The sequence below is a fragment of the Burkholderia sp. AU15512 genome, assembly GCF_002223325.1.
Classification (GTDB): Bacteria; Pseudomonadota; Gammaproteobacteria; order Burkholderiales; family Burkholderiaceae; genus Burkholderia.
Map to the genome: position 1 here is coordinate 48,574 of NZ_NKEX01000005.1, position 16,309 is coordinate 64,882.

13 protein-coding genes and 1 pseudogene are annotated in these 16,309 nt (G+C 67.0%); 2 read left to right on the forward strand and 12 right to left on the reverse strand.

Going from position 1 to position 16,309, the window contains the following annotated elements; translation table 11 throughout:
* Window positions 1-29: 29 nt before the first annotated feature.
* From CFB43_RS17735 to glcD, 5 genes are read right to left on the reverse strand one after another with little or no spacing between them, the layout of a single operon-like run.
* On the reverse strand, window positions 30-2,204 hold the full coding sequence (locus CFB43_RS17735) for a malate synthase G (protein ID WP_089495936.1): 2,175 nt from the start codon (window positions 2,202-2,204) through the stop codon (window positions 30-32).
* A 43-nt stretch (window positions 2,205-2,247) separates the two neighbouring features.
* Window positions 2,248-2,652: a GlcG/HbpS family heme-binding protein gene (locus CFB43_RS17740; RefSeq protein WP_089443739.1), complete on the reverse strand. Its 405-nt coding sequence runs from the start codon at window positions 2,650-2,652 to the stop codon at window positions 2,248-2,250.
* Window positions 2,653-2,671: 19 nt separating this feature from the next.
* The gene (glcF, locus tag CFB43_RS17745; RefSeq protein WP_089495937.1) at window positions 2,672-3,892 is read right to left on the reverse strand and encodes a glycolate oxidase subunit GlcF; all 1,221 of its coding nucleotides are present in this window, start codon (window positions 3,890-3,892) and stop codon (window positions 2,672-2,674) included.
* 24 nt (window positions 3,893-3,916) lie between these two features.
* A complete protein-coding gene (gene glcE, locus CFB43_RS17750; protein WP_089495938.1) occupies window positions 3,917-4,993 on the reverse strand; it encodes a glycolate oxidase subunit GlcE in 1,077 nt (358 codons plus the stop codon).
* The gene (gene glcD, locus CFB43_RS17755; protein ID WP_089495939.1) at window positions 4,993-6,492 is read right to left on the reverse strand and encodes a glycolate oxidase subunit GlcD; all 1,500 of its coding nucleotides are present in this window, start codon (window positions 6,490-6,492) and stop codon (window positions 4,993-4,995) included. Before glcD ends, glcE begins: the two co-directional genes overlap by 1 nt.
* Window positions 6,493-6,714: 222 nt before the next feature.
* Here glcD and glcC point away from each other — a divergent pair, with 222 nt between their 5' ends.
* Both glcC and CFB43_RS17765 read left to right on the forward strand, forming a co-directional pair.
* Entirely contained in the window at window positions 6,715-7,485 is a 771-nt protein-coding gene (gene glcC / locus CFB43_RS17760; RefSeq protein WP_089428743.1) for a transcriptional regulator GlcC, read from the forward strand.
* Window positions 7,486-7,757: 272 nt separating this feature from the next.
* Window positions 7,758-8,201: pseudogene (locus tag CFB43_RS17765) on the forward strand (DUF6306 domain-containing protein); the annotation flags it as partial.
* A gap of 112 nt (window positions 8,202-8,313) precedes the next feature.
* Here CFB43_RS17765 and CFB43_RS17770 read toward each other — a convergent pair.
* The 7 genes from CFB43_RS17770 to CFB43_RS17800 form a co-directional block, all read right to left on the reverse strand.
* The gene (locus tag CFB43_RS17770) at window positions 8,314-8,931 is read right to left on the reverse strand and encodes a LysE family translocator (protein ID WP_089495941.1); all 618 of its coding nucleotides are present in this window, start codon (window positions 8,929-8,931) and stop codon (window positions 8,314-8,316) included.
* Between the two features lie 103 nt (window positions 8,932-9,034).
* Window positions 9,035-9,622, reverse strand: a complete 588-nt coding sequence (locus CFB43_RS17775; RefSeq protein ID WP_089495942.1) for a chloramphenicol phosphotransferase CPT family protein — start codon at window positions 9,620-9,622, stop codon at window positions 9,035-9,037.
* 201 nt (window positions 9,623-9,823) lie between these two features.
* Window positions 9,824-10,675 carry a carbohydrate ABC transporter permease gene (locus tag CFB43_RS17780; RefSeq protein WP_089475931.1) on the reverse strand — a complete coding sequence of 284 codons (852 nt, stop codon included), beginning with the start codon at window positions 10,673-10,675 and terminating at the stop codon, window positions 9,824-9,826.
* A gap of 17 nt (window positions 10,676-10,692) precedes the next feature.
* The gene (locus CFB43_RS17785) at window positions 10,693-11,646 is read right to left on the reverse strand and encodes a carbohydrate ABC transporter permease (RefSeq protein WP_089495943.1); all 954 of its coding nucleotides are present in this window, start codon (window positions 11,644-11,646) and stop codon (window positions 10,693-10,695) included.
* Window positions 11,647-11,700: 54 nt separating this feature from the next.
* Entirely contained in the window at window positions 11,701-12,960 is a 1,260-nt protein-coding gene (locus CFB43_RS17790) for an ABC transporter substrate-binding protein (protein WP_089495944.1), read from the reverse strand.
* A 63-nt stretch (window positions 12,961-13,023) separates the two neighbouring features.
* Window positions 13,024-15,009, reverse strand: a complete 1,986-nt coding sequence (locus CFB43_RS17795) for a beta-galactosidase (protein WP_089495945.1) — start codon at window positions 15,007-15,009, stop codon at window positions 13,024-13,026.
* A gap of 9 nt (window positions 15,010-15,018) precedes the next feature.
* Window positions 15,019-16,167, reverse strand: coding sequence for an ABC transporter ATP-binding protein (locus CFB43_RS17800; RefSeq protein ID WP_089495946.1), 1,149 nt, complete (start codon window positions 16,165-16,167; stop codon window positions 15,019-15,021).
* Between the last annotated feature and the right edge of the window lie 142 nt (window positions 16,168-16,309).

Here is a 16,309-nt window from a genome sequence, read left to right on the forward strand (position 1 = left end):
GCCGCCCGTTTCGTGAAGCACGCCTGCGCTTAACCGCCGTGCTGCTGTGCCTTGAACGCGAGGCGGAACCGGTGCAGCAGCGGCTCGGTATAGCCGCTCGGCTGCGACGTGCCCTGCAGCGCGAGCGCGCACGCGGCCTTGAACGCGGTCGACTGGTCGTAGCCGGGCGCCATCGGGCGATAGTTCGGGTCGCCGGCGTTTTGCTGGTCGACGACGCGCGCCATCCGCTTGAACACGTCGAGCACGAATGCCTCGGTGATCACGCCGTGGCGCAGCCAGTTGGCGATGTGCTGGCTCGAGATGCGCAGCGTGGCGCGGTCTTCCATCAGGCCGACGTCGTGGATGTCGGGCACCTTCGAGCAGCCGACGCCCTGTTCGACCCAGCGCACGACGTAGCCGAGGATGCCCTGCGCGTTGTTCTCGACTTCGCTCAGGATCTCGGCCTCGCTCCACGCGGCGCGCTCGACGACCGGCACGGTCAGCAAGCCTTCGAGCAGCGCGTCGCGTTCGCTGGCGTACGGCGTCTTCTCGAGTTCCTGCTGGACGGCCTGCACGTCGACGAGGTGGTAGTGCAGCGCGTGCAGCGTCGCGGCGGTCGGCGACGGCACCCATGCGGTGTTCGCGCCGGCGCGCGGATGCGCGATCTTCTGCTCGAGCATCGCGTGCATCAGGTCCGGCATCGCCCACATGCCCTTGCCGATCTGCGCGCGGCCACGCAGGCCGGCCGACAGGCCCGCGAGCACGTTGTTGCGCTCGTACGACTGGATCCACGCCGACGACTTCATGTCGCCCTTGCGGATCATCGGGCCCGCTTCCATCGCGGTGTGCATCTCGTCGCCGGTGCGATCGAGGAAGCCGGTGTTGATGAACGCCACGCGTGCGGCGGCCGCGGCGATACATGCGGCGAGGTTCACGCTGGTGCGGCGCTCCTCGTCCATGATGCCCATCTTCAGCGTGTTGCGCGGCAGGTTGTACAGATCCTCGATGCGCGCGAACAGCGTATCGGCGAACGCGACTTCGACCGGGCCGTGCATCTTCGGCTTCACGATGTAGATCGAGCCGGTGCGCGAGTTGCGCTTGGCCTTCAGGTCGTGCAGCGAGCACAGCACCGTGACGACGCCGTCGAGGATCCCCTCCGGAATCTCGTTGCCGTCGCGGTCGAGCACCGCGCCGTTGGTCATCAGGTGGCCGACGTTGCGCACGAACAGCAGCGAGCGCCCGTGCAGCGACAGCGTGCCGCCGGCCGGCGTGGTGTACTCGCGATCGGCGTTCAGGCGGCGCGTGAAGGTCTTGCCGCCCTTCGCGACTTCCTCGACCAGCGTGCCCTGCATCAGGCCGAGCCAGTTGCGGTAGAGCTGGACCTTGTCTTCCGCGTCCACCGCCGCGACCGAATCCTCGCAGTCGATGATCGTGCTGACCGCGGCTTCGAGCACGACGTCCTTCACGTTCGCGAGATCGGCGCGGCCGATCGGCGTCGACGCGTCGATCTGGATCTCGAGGTGCAGGCCGTTGTGCTTCAGCAGGATCGCGGACGGCGCGTCGGCCGCGCCCTGGTAGCCGACGAACTGCGCCGGCTGCGCGAGAGGCACGACGCCCTTCGCGGTTTCGACGGCGAGCTGGCCGTCCTGCACGCGGTAGCGCAGCGCGTCGCGGTGCGAGCCGCTCGCGAGCGGCGCCGCGTTGTCGAGCACGTTGCGCGCGTAGTCGATCACGCGCTGGCCGCGCGTTGGGTTGTAGGCCGTGGTGCGCTCGGCGCCGCCGTCTTCAGGCAGCGCATCGGTGCCGTACAGCGCGTCGTACAGGCTGCCCCAGCGGGCATTCGCGGCGTTCAGCGCGTAGCGCGCGTTCGACAGCGGCACGACGAGCTGCGGGCCGGCCTGCGTGGCGATCTCGCTGTCGACGTTCGCGGTGGCTGCCGCGACGTTCGACGGGACCGGCACGAGGTAGCCGATCTGTTCGAGGAACGCGCGATACGCGGCGTGGTCGCGCACGGGGCCGGGGTGCGCACGGTGCCAGGTGTCGAGTTCCTGCTGCAGGCGGTCGCGTTCCGCGAGCAGCTCGCGGTTACGCGGCGCCAGGTCGTGCACCAGGGCCGAGAAACCGCTCCAGAACGCGGCCTTGTCGATGCCGGTGCCCGGCAGCGCTTCGTTTTCAATGAACTGGCTCAGCGCTGGCGCGACTTGCAGTCCTGCTTGGTCGATCATCGTTAATCCTCCCGGGGAAAAAATCGCGCGCGGCTTTGGCTGGTTACGCTGCGACGCTTTGTGTGCCGGCGCGGGCGATCTGCGCGTCCTGTTCGGACTTTACGCCAGACACGCCGATCGCGCCCGCGATCCGGCCGCCGACCGTGACCGGCACGCCGCCTTCGAGCAACCCCGTCAGCGGCGCGCTGAGAAACGCGGTGCGGCCACCGTTGATCATATCCTCATACGCTTTCGTCTCGCGCCGGCCGAGCGCCGCCGCGCGCGCCTTGTCCTGCGCGATATACGTGCTGGCCGGCGAGGCACCGTCCAGGCGCGCAAAAGCGAGCAGGTGGCCGCCGTCGTCGACGACGGCGATCGACACGGCCCAGCCGTGGCGCTCCGCTTCCGCGCGGGCGGCGGCGAGCATGCGGTCGGCATCGGCGAGTTCGAGTTCGGGTTTCGTCTGCATGGCAATCCTCCGGAATCAGTCAGTTGACGAGATGGTTGTCGACGAGCTCGATCCAGTGGCGCACGGGCGTGCGGCCCGCGCCGTTCAGATGAGTCTGGCAGCCCACGTTGGCCGTGACAATCAGGTCCGGCCGCGCGGCTTCGAGCGCATCGAGCCGGTTGTCGCGCAGTTTCGTCGCGAGTTCGGGCTGTGTCAGCGAATACGTGCCGGCTGAGCCGCAGCACAGATGGCCGTCGGCGACATTCGTCAGATCGAAGCCGAGCTGCTTCAGGATGCGTTCGACCGCGCCGCCGAGGCGCTGCGCGTGCTGCAGCGTGCACGGGCAATGCACCGCGATGCGGCGTGGCGTCGAACCGGCCAGCGCGTCGAGCGGCTCGGCCTCGATCACCTCGGCGAGATCGCGCGCGAGCGTGCTGACGCGCTGCGCTTTCTCTGCATAGACGGGGTCGGAGCGCAGCAGGTCGCCGTATTCCTTGACGAAGGCGCCGCAGCCGCTCGCCGTCAGCACGATCGCTTCCGCGCCGGCTTCGATCGCGGGCCACCAGGCGTCGATATTGCGGCGTGCGCGGGCGAGGCCGGCCTCCTGCGCGTTCAGGTGATATTCGGTCGCGCCGCAGCAGCCGGCTTCGCGCGCGGGGCTCACGCTGATACCGAGCCGGTCGAGCACGCGCGCGGCGGCTGCGTTGGTGTTCGGCGACAGCGACGGCTGCACGCAGCCTTCGAGCATCAGCACGCGTCGCGCGTGGCGCACGGGCGGGCGCGGCGCGGCCGCGGGGACGGCGGCCGGGATCTTGTTTTGCAGCGTGCCGGGCAGTAGCGGGCGCAGCGCGCGGCCGGCCTTCAGCAACGCGGCGAACGTCACCGGGCGCGGCACGACATGCCGCAGCCCCGCGCGCAGCAGGCGCTCGCGTGCCGGCCGCTGCACGCGCTTTTCGGCTTCCGCGCGGCCGATGTCGAGCAGCGTGTGATAGCGCACGCCGGACGGGCAGGTCGTCTCGCAGTTGCGGCACGTCAGGCAGCGGTCGAGATGCTGCTGCGTGCGCTCGCCGCACGGCTCGCCTTCGAGCAGCTGCTTGATCAGGTAGATGCGCCCGCGCGGCCCGTCGAGCTCGTTGCCGAGCACCTGGTAGGTCGGGCAGGTCGCGTTGCAGAAGCCGCAGTGCACGCACGCGCGCAGGATCGCTTCCGCTTCGTCGGCCCGGGCGAGGGCCTTGCTTGCTTCGCTGAGATTGGTTTGCATCGGCGGGTCGGGATCGGGTTCGCGTCAGAAATCGGCGTACAGGCGGCCGGGATTGAAAATCGCATGCGGGTCGAGCTGTGCCTTGAGCTGCCGATGCACGCGCAGCAGCGCGGGCGGCAGCGGCTGGAACGGCTCGCGCGTCGCGCCCGGTGTGAAGCAGGTTGCGTGGCCGCCCCATTGCGCGGCGAACCGCTGCACGTCGGCCGGTGCCGCGTCGCTCTTCAGCCAGCGCTGCGCGCCGCCCCAGTCGACGAGCTGCGCGCCGGGCAATGCGTCGAGCGGTGCGGAGGCCGGCACCGACACGCGCCACAGCGGGCGCGGATCGTCGAAGAACGGCAGCGCCAGGTCGCGCAGCCGGGCCCAGAATGCATCGTCGCGATCGTCCATGCGTTCGCCGCCGATCGTGTCGCGCGCGGCCTTCACCGAGCCCTCGCCGCCTTCGATCCGAACGCGCAGCACGCCGTCCGCGTGGCATGCGCCCGCGAGCGGTAGCCCCGCGCGCCGCCATGCGGCGACGCGCTGCACGGCTTCGCCCACGCCAAGCTGTAATGCGAGATCGCCCGTCGCGCGCGGCTTCGGCAGCACCTTCAACGACACCTCGGTCACGACGCCGAGACAGCCGAAGCTGCCCGCCAGCAACCGCGACACGTCGTAGCCCGCGACGTTCTTCATCACCTCGCCGCCGAAGCGCAGGTGCTTCGCCTGGCCGGTGATCACGCGGCAGCCGAGCACGAAGTCGCGCACCGCGCCGGCCCACGGGCGGCGCGGGCCCGACAGCGCCGCCGCGAACATGCCGCCGACCGTGGCCGCGCCGCCGAACGTCGGCGGCTCGCACGGCAGCATCTGGCCGGCCGCGTCGAGCATCGCTTCGAGTTCGGCGAGCGGCGTGCCCGCGCGCGCGGTGACGACGAGTTCGGTCGGGTCGTACGACACGACGCCGCGATGCGTGCGTACGTCGAGCGTGCGGCCTTCGACGGGACGGCCAAGGAATGCCTTCGTGCCGGCGCCGCGGATGTGCAGCGGCTGGCGATCGTGGATCGCCGCGTCGACCTGCGCGACGAGCGCCGCGCTGTCGTCGATCGATTCGATGTCGCGTCGCATCAGAAGCGCTCCAGTTCGGGAAACGGCAGCTTGCCGTGATGGACGTGCATCGCGCCAAATTCGGCGCAGCGGTGCAGCGTCGGGATGTTCTTGCCGGGATTGAGCAGGCCCTGCGGATCGAATGCGGCTTTCACCGCGTGGAAGAACGTGATTTCGTCGGCGTTGAACTGCACGCACATCTGGTTGATCTTCTCGCGGCCGACGCCATGCTCGCCCGTGATGCTGCCGCCCGCCGCGACGCACAGCTCGAGGATCTTGCCGCCGAGCGCTTCCGCGCGGTCGAGTTCGCCGGGCCGGTTCGCGTCGAACAGGATCAGCGGGTGCATGTTGCCGTCACCCGCGTGGAACACGTTCGCGACCGGCAGCGCGTATTCGGCGGACAGCGCGGCGATGCCTTCGAGCACGCGCGGCAACTCGCGGCGCGGGATCGTGCCGTCCATGCAGTAGTAGTCCGGCGACATGCGGCCGACTGCCGGGAATGCGTTCTTGCGGCCGGCCCAGAAGCGCTGGCGCTCGGCTTCGTCGCGCGCGACGCGGATCTCGGTTGCGCCCGCGTCGCGCAGTAGCGCGGCGACGCGTTCGGCGTCTTCGTCGACGTCGGCCGGCGAGCCGTCGAGCTCGCACAGCAGGATCGCCTGCGCGTCGACCGGGTAGCCCGCGTGGATGAAATCCTCCGCCGCGCGGATCGCGAGGTTGTCCATCATCTCGAGGCCGCCGGGGATCACCCCCGCGCCGATGATTCGCGCGACTGCCGAGCCGGCTTCCGCGACGTCGTCGAAGCTCGCCATCAGCACCTTCACGCTCGGTGGCTTCGGCAGCAGCTTCACGGTGACTTCAGTGACGATGCCGAGCATTCCTTCCGAGCCGGTGAACAACGCGAGCAGATCGAAGCCGGGGGCGTCGAGCGCGTCGGCGCCGAGCGTGAGCGTCTCGCCGTCGATCGTCAGGATCTCGACCTTCAGGATGTTGTGCACCGTGAGCCCGTACTTCAGGCAGTGCACGCCGCCCGCGTTTTCGGCGACGTTGCCGCCGATCGAGCAGGCGATCTGCGATGACGGATCGGGTGCGTAGTAGAGGCCGTAGGGCGCGGCCGCCTGCGAGATCGCGAGGTTGCGCACGCCGGGCTGCACGCGCGCGATGCCGGCATCGGGGTCGATGTCGAGAATTCGGTTGAACTTCGCCATCACGAGCAGCAGGCCTTTCTCAAGCGGCATCGCGCCGCCCGACAGCCCGGTGCCCGCGCCGCGCGCGACCACCGGCACGCCAAGCGCGGCCGCGACGCGCAGCACCGCGCGCACCTGCTCGACCGTATCGGGCAGCACGACCGCGAGCGGCACCGTGCGGTACGCGGCGAGGCCGTCGCATTCGAACGGCTTGAGCGCCTCGCGTTCGTGCAGCACGTCGAGGCCGGGCGCCGCCGCGTGCAGCGCGGCGACGAGTGTGTCGCGGCCGACGGTCGCGAGTGGGCCGTCGATCCGTTCGTCGTAGATGAAACTCATCGGGGTTGTCTCCGTCTTCTTCATGCGGCGGCCGCGATGGGCGATGCGCCGGATGGACGGGATTCTTGGTGGGCGGCGCGCGCGTGTCCAGACGTGGCGAATGTGGTCATACCAGTTTTTATGAGGCGGCCGGAAATCTGCTATATCGGTCGCCATAAAACTGAATGGCTAAAAGGGTTTGTGGGAAAATCGCCGATATCCTTCCGGAGTGGTCATACCAGTATGGAAACGCAGGATCGAGTGGGCCCGGCGCGGAACGTGGCCGACGTCGTTGCCGAGCGCATCGAGCAGCTGATCGTCGACGGCGTGCTGAAGGCCGGGCAGGCATTACCGTCCGAACGGCGGCTGACCGAGAAGCTCGGCGTGTCGCGCACGGCCGTGCGTGAAGGGATGAAGCTGCTGCGTGCGCGCGGGATCATCGACACCACGCACGGCAAGGGCTCGTTCGTGGCGAGCCTGACCCCGCAACGCGAGATCACGCCGATGATGCATCTGCTCGGCTCGCAGCCGCGCACGCTGTACGATCTGTTCGAGGTGCGCGGGATGCTCGAGACGGAGGCCGCGCGGCTCGCGGCGCTGCGTGGGACGCCGGCCGATTTCATCCTGATCAAGCGCCGCTATGAGGAGATGACCGCGGCCGATGCGCAGGATCTCGACCCGGCCGCGCGCGCGAAGCTCGATCACGCGTTTCATCTGGCGATCTGTGAGGCGTCGCATAACCCGGTGCTCGTGAATACGCTGCAGTCGTTGACGGATTTGTTGCTGAGTTCGGTGTTTGCGTCCGTGAACAATCTCTATCACCGCGAGCCGTTGAAAAAGCAGATAGATCGGCAGCATGCGCGGCTTTATAACGCGGTGACGGGGCGGTTGCCCGATCAGGCGCGCAAGGCGGCGAGCGAGCATATCCGGCAATGCGTGGAGTATCTGCGGGAGATTGAGCAGGAGGAGCAGCGGTTGGTGCGGTCGACGTTGAGGCTCGAAGGGTGGACTTGAGGTCGGCTGTGCGTGGCGGTGTGTCTTGATGCGCATCAGGCACAGCGGGTCGGCTGCAGACGCGTGTCACAGGGCCATGTCAGACTGTGAGCCATTCTTCGTGTGGCCCCGCTGTTGTCAGCCGTGATGCGTGGACGCTGTCGTGAGCGCAGTGCCCGCGGATTCACGCCGGGCGAACCGGTGCGCCACGCTTCCTGAACGGAGGACATCGCATGTCGAACCGGACCCACGACGACGGGAACGACGCCCGCCCTGCCAAAGCAGCGGAAGAATTCGCTGATGCGCAGCGCGACGCGTTGCTTGTGTTGTTGAATGAGCTGCTGGAAGCCGAGCGCGCAGGTGCGCGGGTTGCGTCGGAGACGGCGGCGGAAATCGACGATCCCGAACTTCATCGGCTCGTCGCGAGTATTCGGCAGGATGAGGCGCACTGGTGCGCGGTACTGGTCGATGCGATTCGGTCGCTCGATGCGACGCCAACGCATGCTACCGGGGCGTTCTATGAGAAGGCGATGGCGATCGAGGACCTGGCCGAGCGGCTGGCGTTTTTGAATCGTGGGCAGCGGTGGGTTGTGCGGAAGCTGCAGGCGTTGCTGCCGACGCTTGTGCAGCCGGATATGCACCATGCGCTCACGCAGATGCTCGTGGCGCATGAGAAGAATATTGGGGCGGTTGATGTGCAACTGCGGATCAAGGGTGGTGGCCCGAGTGCGGCATAGCGACGGTGGTGCGAAAGACGTTGTTTGCGGATGCCCGCCGATGTCGGACCCGCAAGGAACGGTCGCCCATATGCAACGCGGCCGTTCAGACAGAGTCCGCCGGGCGCAGTGTTCAACGAAATGCCTGCCGGATTCCCAGCGCAATCATGAGCCCGCCACATGTGAGGTCGATCCACGCCTTCGCGCGACGATATGCGGTCGCGATCGCCGCGTGCGACAGAACGAGCGCGACTGCTCCGTACCAGCACGTCGCCGATACACCGACAGTAGCCAGCATCTCGACGAACGTCGGCGTGGAAACATGGGAGGGCACCGCTGAGGAAAACACCGCCGCATAAAAGGCGATGGACTTCGGGTTCGCGATATTTGTCGCGATGCCTTGCAGGAACGCGCTGCGAAACAGCGGCGCCTTCGTTGGGTGACGTGATGCTGGTGGGGTTGAACGTGCCGACGCAACGAGCCGTAGCCCAAACCAGATCAGATAAGCCGCGCCAGCAAGCCTGACGCCGACAGCGAGCCACGGGAAAATGGCGAACACCATTCCGAGACCCAGGATGGCGCAAGTCGCCCAGAACAGATTTACCGTCACGATTCCGGCGACAAGCGCGAGCGCATCGGCACGTGTGCCAGTGACCGCCTTGTGAGTGATTGCGACGAAGTTCGGCCCGGGTACGACGGCCCCTGCAGCATAGACAGAAGCGACTGTCGCAATAGCAGACCAATCAACCATTTGACGCCTCACTGAAATGGGGTCGTACAAAACGTGGCGTTGCTTCATCAGTCGGTATTCTGAAGCAATTCACGACGGACCGCTGGTGGCAGCCGACATCTGGCTACTTTGCCTTGCCGAAAAATTGCTGACGCATTTTCGAGAATGCAGTGGGGTTAGGTCGAGTCCGCAACCATGCCAGTACGGACTGGCCGCACTCGAGTGCGTTTGTAAACGACGTATCGATGACGTGATCGTAGTGCCGGTCAGCATGAATCGAGTGGAATTGAGACTTTGCCAATCCGATCTTACGGTCGCCACGGGCAAGCTCGCGCTCGATCAGAATCTCGAGCGAACAAAAGACTCCGACGATGAGGACCGGGAGACCGACCAAGTCTTCGAGCATGTAGTGCCATGCATCGGATGAAAGGACATGGTCAACGATCACTGGCTGACCATGCCTGGAAAAAGTCGCGGCAGTGGCATTGATTGCTCGGCACAGCGCGGCCATACGAACCTCTATCTCCTGCTTCTCAACTTCCCAGTAGTTTGCTGGCTCCATGTGTCGGAACACGTCCAGCTCCACGTGCAAATGATGTTCAATCAAGTTCTCGCATAAATACCTGGCCAGCGTACTTTTTCCTGCACTACTCGGACCGTTGAGCACAACAACGGCCCCGTATGGTCGATGCGGCAATTCCGTGATCGGCATAGAGGTACCCGTCAGTGGTCCGTGAATGCAGGCGGCGCTCAATTGTCGGCGAACCGAGATGCGATGTCGAACGGCTTCTTGTGGTTGAAAATGAGCGGCATATACCGCGTTCCCAGTCAATTTACGCCAACAAAAAAAGCCCGCCGAAGCGGGCAACCTCACGATGCGGAGGGGGAGATACGAATACGCGAAGCTGCGCGTTCAGCCTTTGGTCGCACCAAACGTCAGCCCCGCCACGAAATGCTTCTGCATCGCGAAGAACATCGCGACGGACGGCAACGCCGCCAGGATCGACCCGGCCGACACGAGATTCCAAGACGTCGTCCACTGCCCCTTCAACGCGGCAACGCCAGCCGTAATCGGCGCAGCCTCGTCCCCTTGCGTGAGACACAGCGCCCAGAAGTAGTCATTCCACACGAACGTAAAAACGAGAATCGCCAGCGCGGCCAACGCGGGCCGAATCAACGGCAGCACGATCCGGTAAAACACCGTCCATTCCCCCGCCCCTTCGATCCTTGCCGCTTCGATCAACTCGAACGGCAGTTGCTTGATGAAGTTACGCAGGAACAGCGTGCAGAACCCGGTCTGAAACGCGACGTGAAACAGAATCAGCGCCTCGACGGTATTGAACACGCCGAGCCGCAGCGACAGATCCCGCACCGGAATCATCAACACCTGCACGGGCACGAAGTTACCGGCAACGAACGTCCCGAACAGCGCCGTGCTCCCGCGAAACTTGTAGGTCGCCAGCGCGAATCCGGCCATCGCCGCGAGCGCGATCGACCCGACAACGGAAGGCACCGTAATCTGCACGCTGTTCCAGAAGTAATGCAGCATCGGCGACGTCGTCAGCGCGTCGCGATAGTTCTCGATCATCGAGAAGTGCCGTGGCCAGCCCCAGTAGTGGCCCTCGACCAGTTCCTCGGTCGAGCGCACCGACGTAATGAACACGGCAATCATCGGCAACAGCCAGATCAGCAGCGCAACCGGCAGCGACAACTTGTACAGCCTGCGCGAGACAGGCTTCCATTGGGCAACGGGAGTCGGAAACATGATGGCCACCGGTCAGGTTATTGCTCGTTGCGCAGCAGGCGGCGCAACTGGAACACGATGTAGACGAGCATGATCGCGAACAGCACGACCGCAATCGACGCGGAATAGCCGAGCCGGTAGTACTTGATCGCCTGGTCGTACATGTAATACGCGAGCACGGTCGAGCTCTCGAACGGGCCGCCGCTCGTCATCACCGAGATCAGGTCGAAGCTGCGCAGCGCGCCGATCACCGTGACGACGATCGCCATGAAGGTGGTCGGTCGCAACTGCGGCAGCACCACGTGCCACAGCAGCGCGAAGCCGCGCGCGCCTTCCATCCGTGCGGCTTCGATCTGTTCCGGGTTGAGCGACGTAAGGCCGGTGAGGTACAGGATCATGCAGTACGCGGTCTGCGGCCACAGCGCGGCGAACACGATGCCGAACGTCGCATAGCGCGCGTCGCCGAGCACCGGGATGCCGTGCCCGGCGATCAGCGCGAGCAGCCCGAACGTCGGATCGTAGAACCACGAGAAGATCAGCCCGACGACCACGCCGGACAGCACGAACGGCGCGAAGAACAGCGACTTCACGAGCCGGATGCCGGCCACCGCCTGGTTCAGGTACAACGCGAGCGCGAGGCCGAGCGGCGGCGCGAGCATGAAGAGCGCGAGCCAGATCACGTTGTTGCGCAGCGCGGTGTAGAACGTCGGCGCATGCAGCAGCTCCGCGTAGTTCGCGAGACCGACGAAGGTGCGCTCGGTCATCCCGTCCCAGTTGTACAGGCTCAGCCACAGCGTCGACAGGATCGGCCAGATCACATAGACGGCCACCATCGCGCAGGCCGGCGCGAGAAAGAGCCATGCGGCGCGCTGTTGCCGCCGCACGGCAGGTGACGGGCGACGTGCGGGCAGGGCGGTGGCGGCGGATGCGCCGCGCGGCGGCGGCGCGGCGCCCGCGCCGGCGGGCGGGGTGGACGTGATCGGACTGGACACGGCAAGCCTCCTGAACGGGCACGGCGGCACGAGGCCGCCGGTTGAGTCACACGGTCACTTCTTGTAGATGCGCTTGCGGGTCTGTTCGAGTTGCGCGAGCACCGTATCGAGCTGCGCGGGATTCGCGACAAACTGCTGCATCCCCTTCATCCCCTCGTCGGCCATTTCCTTCGTCATGTCGCGGTCGTAGAACTGCGCGACGCCGCCCTTCGTGTCGGCGAGGATCCGGAAGCCGATACGCGAGATCGGATCGGCCGGCTCCGGCGACTTGCTGTTGGCCGACAGCGAGCCGAGCCCTTCCGCGAGCTTCGCGCCCATCTCGGGCGTTTCGACGAACGCGAGGAACGTGTGCGCGTCGGCCTTGTTCTTCGCCTTCGTCGGAATGTGCAGCGATTCGACCGGGCCGTCTTCGGCGGTCGGCACCTTCGGGTCGATGATCGGGAAGCGGTAGTAGCCCATTTCCTGCTTCACGTTCGGCGGAAAGCCCGCCGCGATGAAGGTGCCCATCAGCATCATCGCGGCCTTGCCCTGGAACAGGAACGGCTGCGCGCCGTCGAGATCGTAGGACAGCGCGTTGTCGATGAAGTAGCCCGCGTCGATCAGCGATTTCCACGTCGTGTAGACCTTCTTCACGCGCGGGTCGGTGTACGGCACGTCGCCGGCCATCAGCTGCTGGTGGAACACGTTGCCGTTCAGGCGCAGGTCGAGATAGTCGAACCAGCCGGCGAGGGTCCACGCGTCGCGGCCGCCGACCGCGATCGGCGTGATGCCGGCCGCTTTCAGCTTCTTGCACGCGTCGAGAAACTGGTCCCACGTCTTCGGCTCGTCGGCGATGCCGACCTTGTGGAACAGGTCCTTGCGATAGAACAGCCCCCACGAGTAGTAGACGGTCGGCGCCGCGTACTGCTTGCCGTTGTACGAGGATGCGTCGCGCGTCGACGCGTACATCGTGCCCCAGCCGTTCTTCGTCCAGTCGCCGCTCAGGTCCTCGAACAGCCCGCGCTTCGCGTAGTACGCCATCCGTTCGCCGGCGTGCCAGTTCACGACGTCCGGTGCGACGGTCGTGAGCCAGGCGGGGAGCTGCACCTTGTACGCTTCCTCGTCGACGAAGGTCGCCTTCACGTCGATGTCGGGATGCGCCTTGTGGAACGCTTCAATCGTCGACTGCCAGACCGCGCGCTGGCTGGCGCCCTTGAACGCGATGTTGATCGTCAGCGTGCCGGCATCGGCGGGCGCCGTCATGCCGAGCGATGCCAGTGCGACAGCGGCGGCCGTGGCGAGCCGAACGGCGGTGCGAAGGGGGCGATGGGTCATACGTGTCTCCAGTCCTGGGTGTCGTTGTGCGTGACCGGCGCGTCGTGGCGCCGGTCGCGGTTGCTACGGACGGCTTCGATACACGGCCACGTCTTGCGGCCCGACTTGCGTCGTGCCGAGCACGAACGCGGACGGCGGTACCGCGTCGATCGTGTGCGGCGCGTCGCCATAGTTGAAAACGTAGGTCAGGCCGCCGCGCCGGCTTACGCGTACGCCGTCGCCGAGCGGCGCGGGCGCGAGGCCGGCTTCGGCCGCGACATCGGCGAACAGCCGGGCGGTGGTCGCGTCATCGAACAGCGCGGCCCAGTAGTGCAGCGTGCCGTGCGATACCCACGCCGGGTGACCGTCGGCGAAGCGCGCACGCACGACGCCGTGCGTGTCGTCGTGCAGCTCGACGAAGTCGCGCCAGTGGCGTGCGTTGCCGGCGAGCGGCGCGCCGTCGCGCAGCGTGCCGTCGATCCGCTCGGTCACGTTCGGCCGCAGCGATTCGACGCGCCACACGCGCACCGGCAGGATCGACGCGAGCGGGCCGGGCGGCAGCGTCGGCGGGATCTGCAGGTCGACGGTCTTCGAACCGGTGCGCGGGCCGAGCACGACATGCGCGCCGGAGGCGGCGAGCCGCGTGGCGAAATCGTTCGGCACGACCGGCAGCGGCGGCACGACGACGAGGCGGTAGCCGTCGAGCGGCGCGTGCGCGGAAACGATGTCGACGTCGAGGCCGAGCGAGCGCAGCGCCGAGTAGTACTCGAACGCGAAGCGCGGGTAATGGAAATCGGCGCCCTGCGGCTGCACTTCGAACAGCCACTTCGCTTCGTAATCGAAGACCAGCGCGACGGGAGCGCGCACGGCGCCGTCCGCATCCGCGCCGGCGTCGTGCACGGCCGCGATCTCTTGCGCCACGCGTTGTGCCTCGCGGCCGCCTTCGTCGAGCTTGTCATCGGGGGTATGCAGGCCCGCATGCATCTGCTCCTGCGCGAACGGCGCCTGCCGCCAGCGGAAGTACGACACGCAGCCGGCGCCGTGCGCGAACGCTTCCCAGCTCCACAGGCGCACCATGCCCGGCAGCGGTGCAGGGTTCCACTGCGCCCAGTTCACCGGGCCGGGCTGCTGCTCCATCACCCAGAACGGCAGTTTCGACATGCCGCGATAGAGATCGTGATTGAACGACGCGAAGTCGGGATGCCCGGTGCGCAGCCAGCGCGCTTTCACGTCGGGTGCGAACCATTGCTCCTCGAGCGCGCCGAGCGGATAGCTGTCCCAGGTCGCGATGTCGAGGTCGCGCGCGACTTCGTAGTGATCGAACTCGGTGAACAGCTGCATGAAGTTGTGCGCGACGGGGCGGCCCGGCGAATGCGCGCGGATCACGTCGACCTGCATCCGGTGATAGCGCGCGACTTCGTCCGACGCGAAGCGCCGGTAGTCGAGGCGATGCGACGGGTGGGCCTCGGTCACGGTGCCGACCGGTGCGTCGATCTCGTCGAAATGGCGATACTCCATGCTCCAGAACACGGTGCCCCACGCGCGGTTCAGCGCGTCGATCGTGCCGTAGCGCGCCTTCAGCCACGCACGGAAACGCACGAGCGCGGCCGGCGAGTAGCTGACGACGGTCTGGTGGCAGCCCAGCTCGTTGTCGGTCTGCCAGTAGCGCACGGCCGGGTGGCGGCCGTAGCGTTCGGCGACGGCCGTGCAGATCTGGCGCGACGCCTCGAGATAGGTCGGCGACGAGAAGTCGTAGTGGCGGCGCGAGCCGAACGCGCGCGGCCGGCCGTCCGCGCCGATCGCGAGGATGTCGGGGTGGCGATCGACCAGCCATTTCGGCGGCGTCGCGGTTGGCGTGCACATCACGATCTCGAGGCCGGCCGCGCCGAGCACGTCGATCGCGCGATCGAGCCAGCCCCAGTCGTATTCGCCCGGCGAAGGCTCGATGCGGCTCCACGCGAATTCGGCGATCCGCACCTGCTCGATGCCGAGGGCTTTCATCCGGCGGGCATCGTCGGCCCACATCGTTTCCGGCCAGTGTTCCGGGTAGTAACAGACTCCGAGGCGCATGCCCGATCCTTATGCGTAGTGGTGAACGTGGACGTCGGCGCGCGCGGGCACCGCGCGGCCGTCGTCGGTGAAGAGATGGCAGGCCGCGGCCGGCGCATGCACACGCACGCGTTCGCCGCTGCGCACCTGCGCGTCGCCGGGCACCTTCGCGATGATCGAGTGGCCGCCGGGCTGGTCGAGATGCACGTAGGTCTGTTCGCCGAGGCGTTCGACGAGTGCGACGTCGCGCGCGAGCGCCGTCGCGTCGTGTGCGGCGCCGAGCGTCAGGTGTTCGGGGCGAATGCCGAGCGTCACGGTGGCGCCCGCGCCGAGCGCCGAGCCGTCACGTGGCAGTACGAAGGTTTCGCCGGACGGCGTGAGCGTGACGGTCGTGCGATGCGCGTCGCAGGCGGTCACGACGGCCGGCAGGAAGTTCATGCGCGGCGAACCGATGAAGCCCGCGACGAAGCGGCTCGCCGGGTGGTGGTAGAGGTCGAGCGGCGCACCGACCTGCGCGATGCTGCCGTGCTGCGCGGTATCGGCGCCGGCGTGCAGCAGCACGATCTTGTCGGCGAGCGTCATCGCTTCGGTCTGGTCGTGCGTCACGTAGACGACGCTCGCGCGTTCGAACTGCCGGTGCAGCTTCGCGATCTCGATGCGGGTCTGGCCGCGCAGTGCGGCGTCGAGATTCGACAGCGGCTCGTCGAACAGGAACACGCCGGGCTCGCGCACGATCGCGCGGCCGATCGCGACGCGCTGCCGTTGTCCACCCGACAGCGCCTTCGGCTTGCGATCGAGCAGCGTATCGAGCTGCAGGATGCGCGCGGCATCGCGCACCTTCCGGTCGATCTCGGCCTTCGGCACGCGCGCGAGCTTCAGCCCGAACGCCATGTTCTCGTAGACCGTCATGTGCGGAAACAGCGCGTAGCTCTGGAACACCATCGCGACGCCGCGTTCGGCGGCCGGCACGTCGTCGACGCGGCGGCCGTCGATCGACAGCTCGCCCGCGCTCAGATCCTCGAGCCCGGCGATCATCCGCAGCAACGTCGACTTGCCGCATCCGGACGGCCCGAGGAACACGCAGAACTCGTGCGCGCCGATCTCCAGATCGACGTCGCGAATGACCGGCGCGTGATCGCCATAGGCTTTCTGCACGCGCCGCATCGAGATGCTCGCCATTGTCTCCGCTCCATGTTCTAATGCGCTTTCATCAGTGATTAAGCGCTTAATCATCGCGATCAAAAAAAGAGGCGATGCGATCGCGGCCGAGTCGCGCCCGTCGGTCGGGCGGCAGGGTGTGCGGCGATAGTGCGCCGCTTCG

Bases quoted from the DNA above. Each gene is read 5' to 3' on its own strand.
- CFB43_RS17740 (WP_089443739.1), bottom strand. From the start codon at position 2,652: ATGCAGACGAAACCCGAACTCGAACTCGCCGATGCCGACCGCATGCTC.
- CFB43_RS17790 (WP_089495944.1), bottom strand. From the start codon at position 12,960: ATGACCCATCGCCCCCTTCGCACCGCCGTTCGGCTCGCCACGGCCGCC.
- glcD (WP_089495939.1), bottom strand. From the start codon at position 6,492: ATGAGTTTCATCTACGACGAACGGATCGACGGCCCACTCGCGACCGTC.
- glcF (WP_089495937.1), bottom strand. From the start codon at position 3,892: ATGCAAACCAATCTCAGCGAAGCAAGCAAGGCCCTCGCCCGGGCCGAC.
- CFB43_RS17775 (WP_089495942.1), bottom strand. From the start codon at position 9,622: ATGCCGATCACGGAATTGCCGCATCGACCATACGGGGCCGTTGTTGTG.
- CFB43_RS17780 (WP_089475931.1), bottom strand. From the start codon at position 10,675: ATGTTTCCGACTCCCGTTGCCCAATGGAAGCCTGTCTCGCGCAGGCTG.
- CFB43_RS17770 (WP_089495941.1), bottom strand. From the start codon at position 8,931: ATGGTTGATTGGTCTGCTATTGCGACAGTCGCTTCTGTCTATGCTGCA.
- CFB43_RS17735 (WP_089495936.1), bottom strand. From the start codon at position 2,204: ATGATCGACCAAGCAGGACTGCAAGTCGCGCCAGCGCTGAGCCAGTTC.
- glcE (WP_089495938.1), bottom strand. From the start codon at position 4,993: ATGCGACGCGACATCGAATCGATCGACGACAGCGCGGCGCTCGTCGCG.
- CFB43_RS17795 (WP_089495945.1), bottom strand. From the start codon at position 15,009: ATGCGCCTCGGAGTCTGTTACTACCCGGAACACTGGCCGGAAACGATG.
- CFB43_RS17800 (WP_089495946.1), bottom strand. From the start codon at position 16,167: ATGGCGAGCATCTCGATGCGGCGCGTGCAGAAAGCCTATGGCGATCAC.
- glcC (WP_089428743.1), top strand. From the start codon at position 6,715: ATGGAAACGCAGGATCGAGTGGGCCCGGCGCGGAACGTGGCCGACGTC.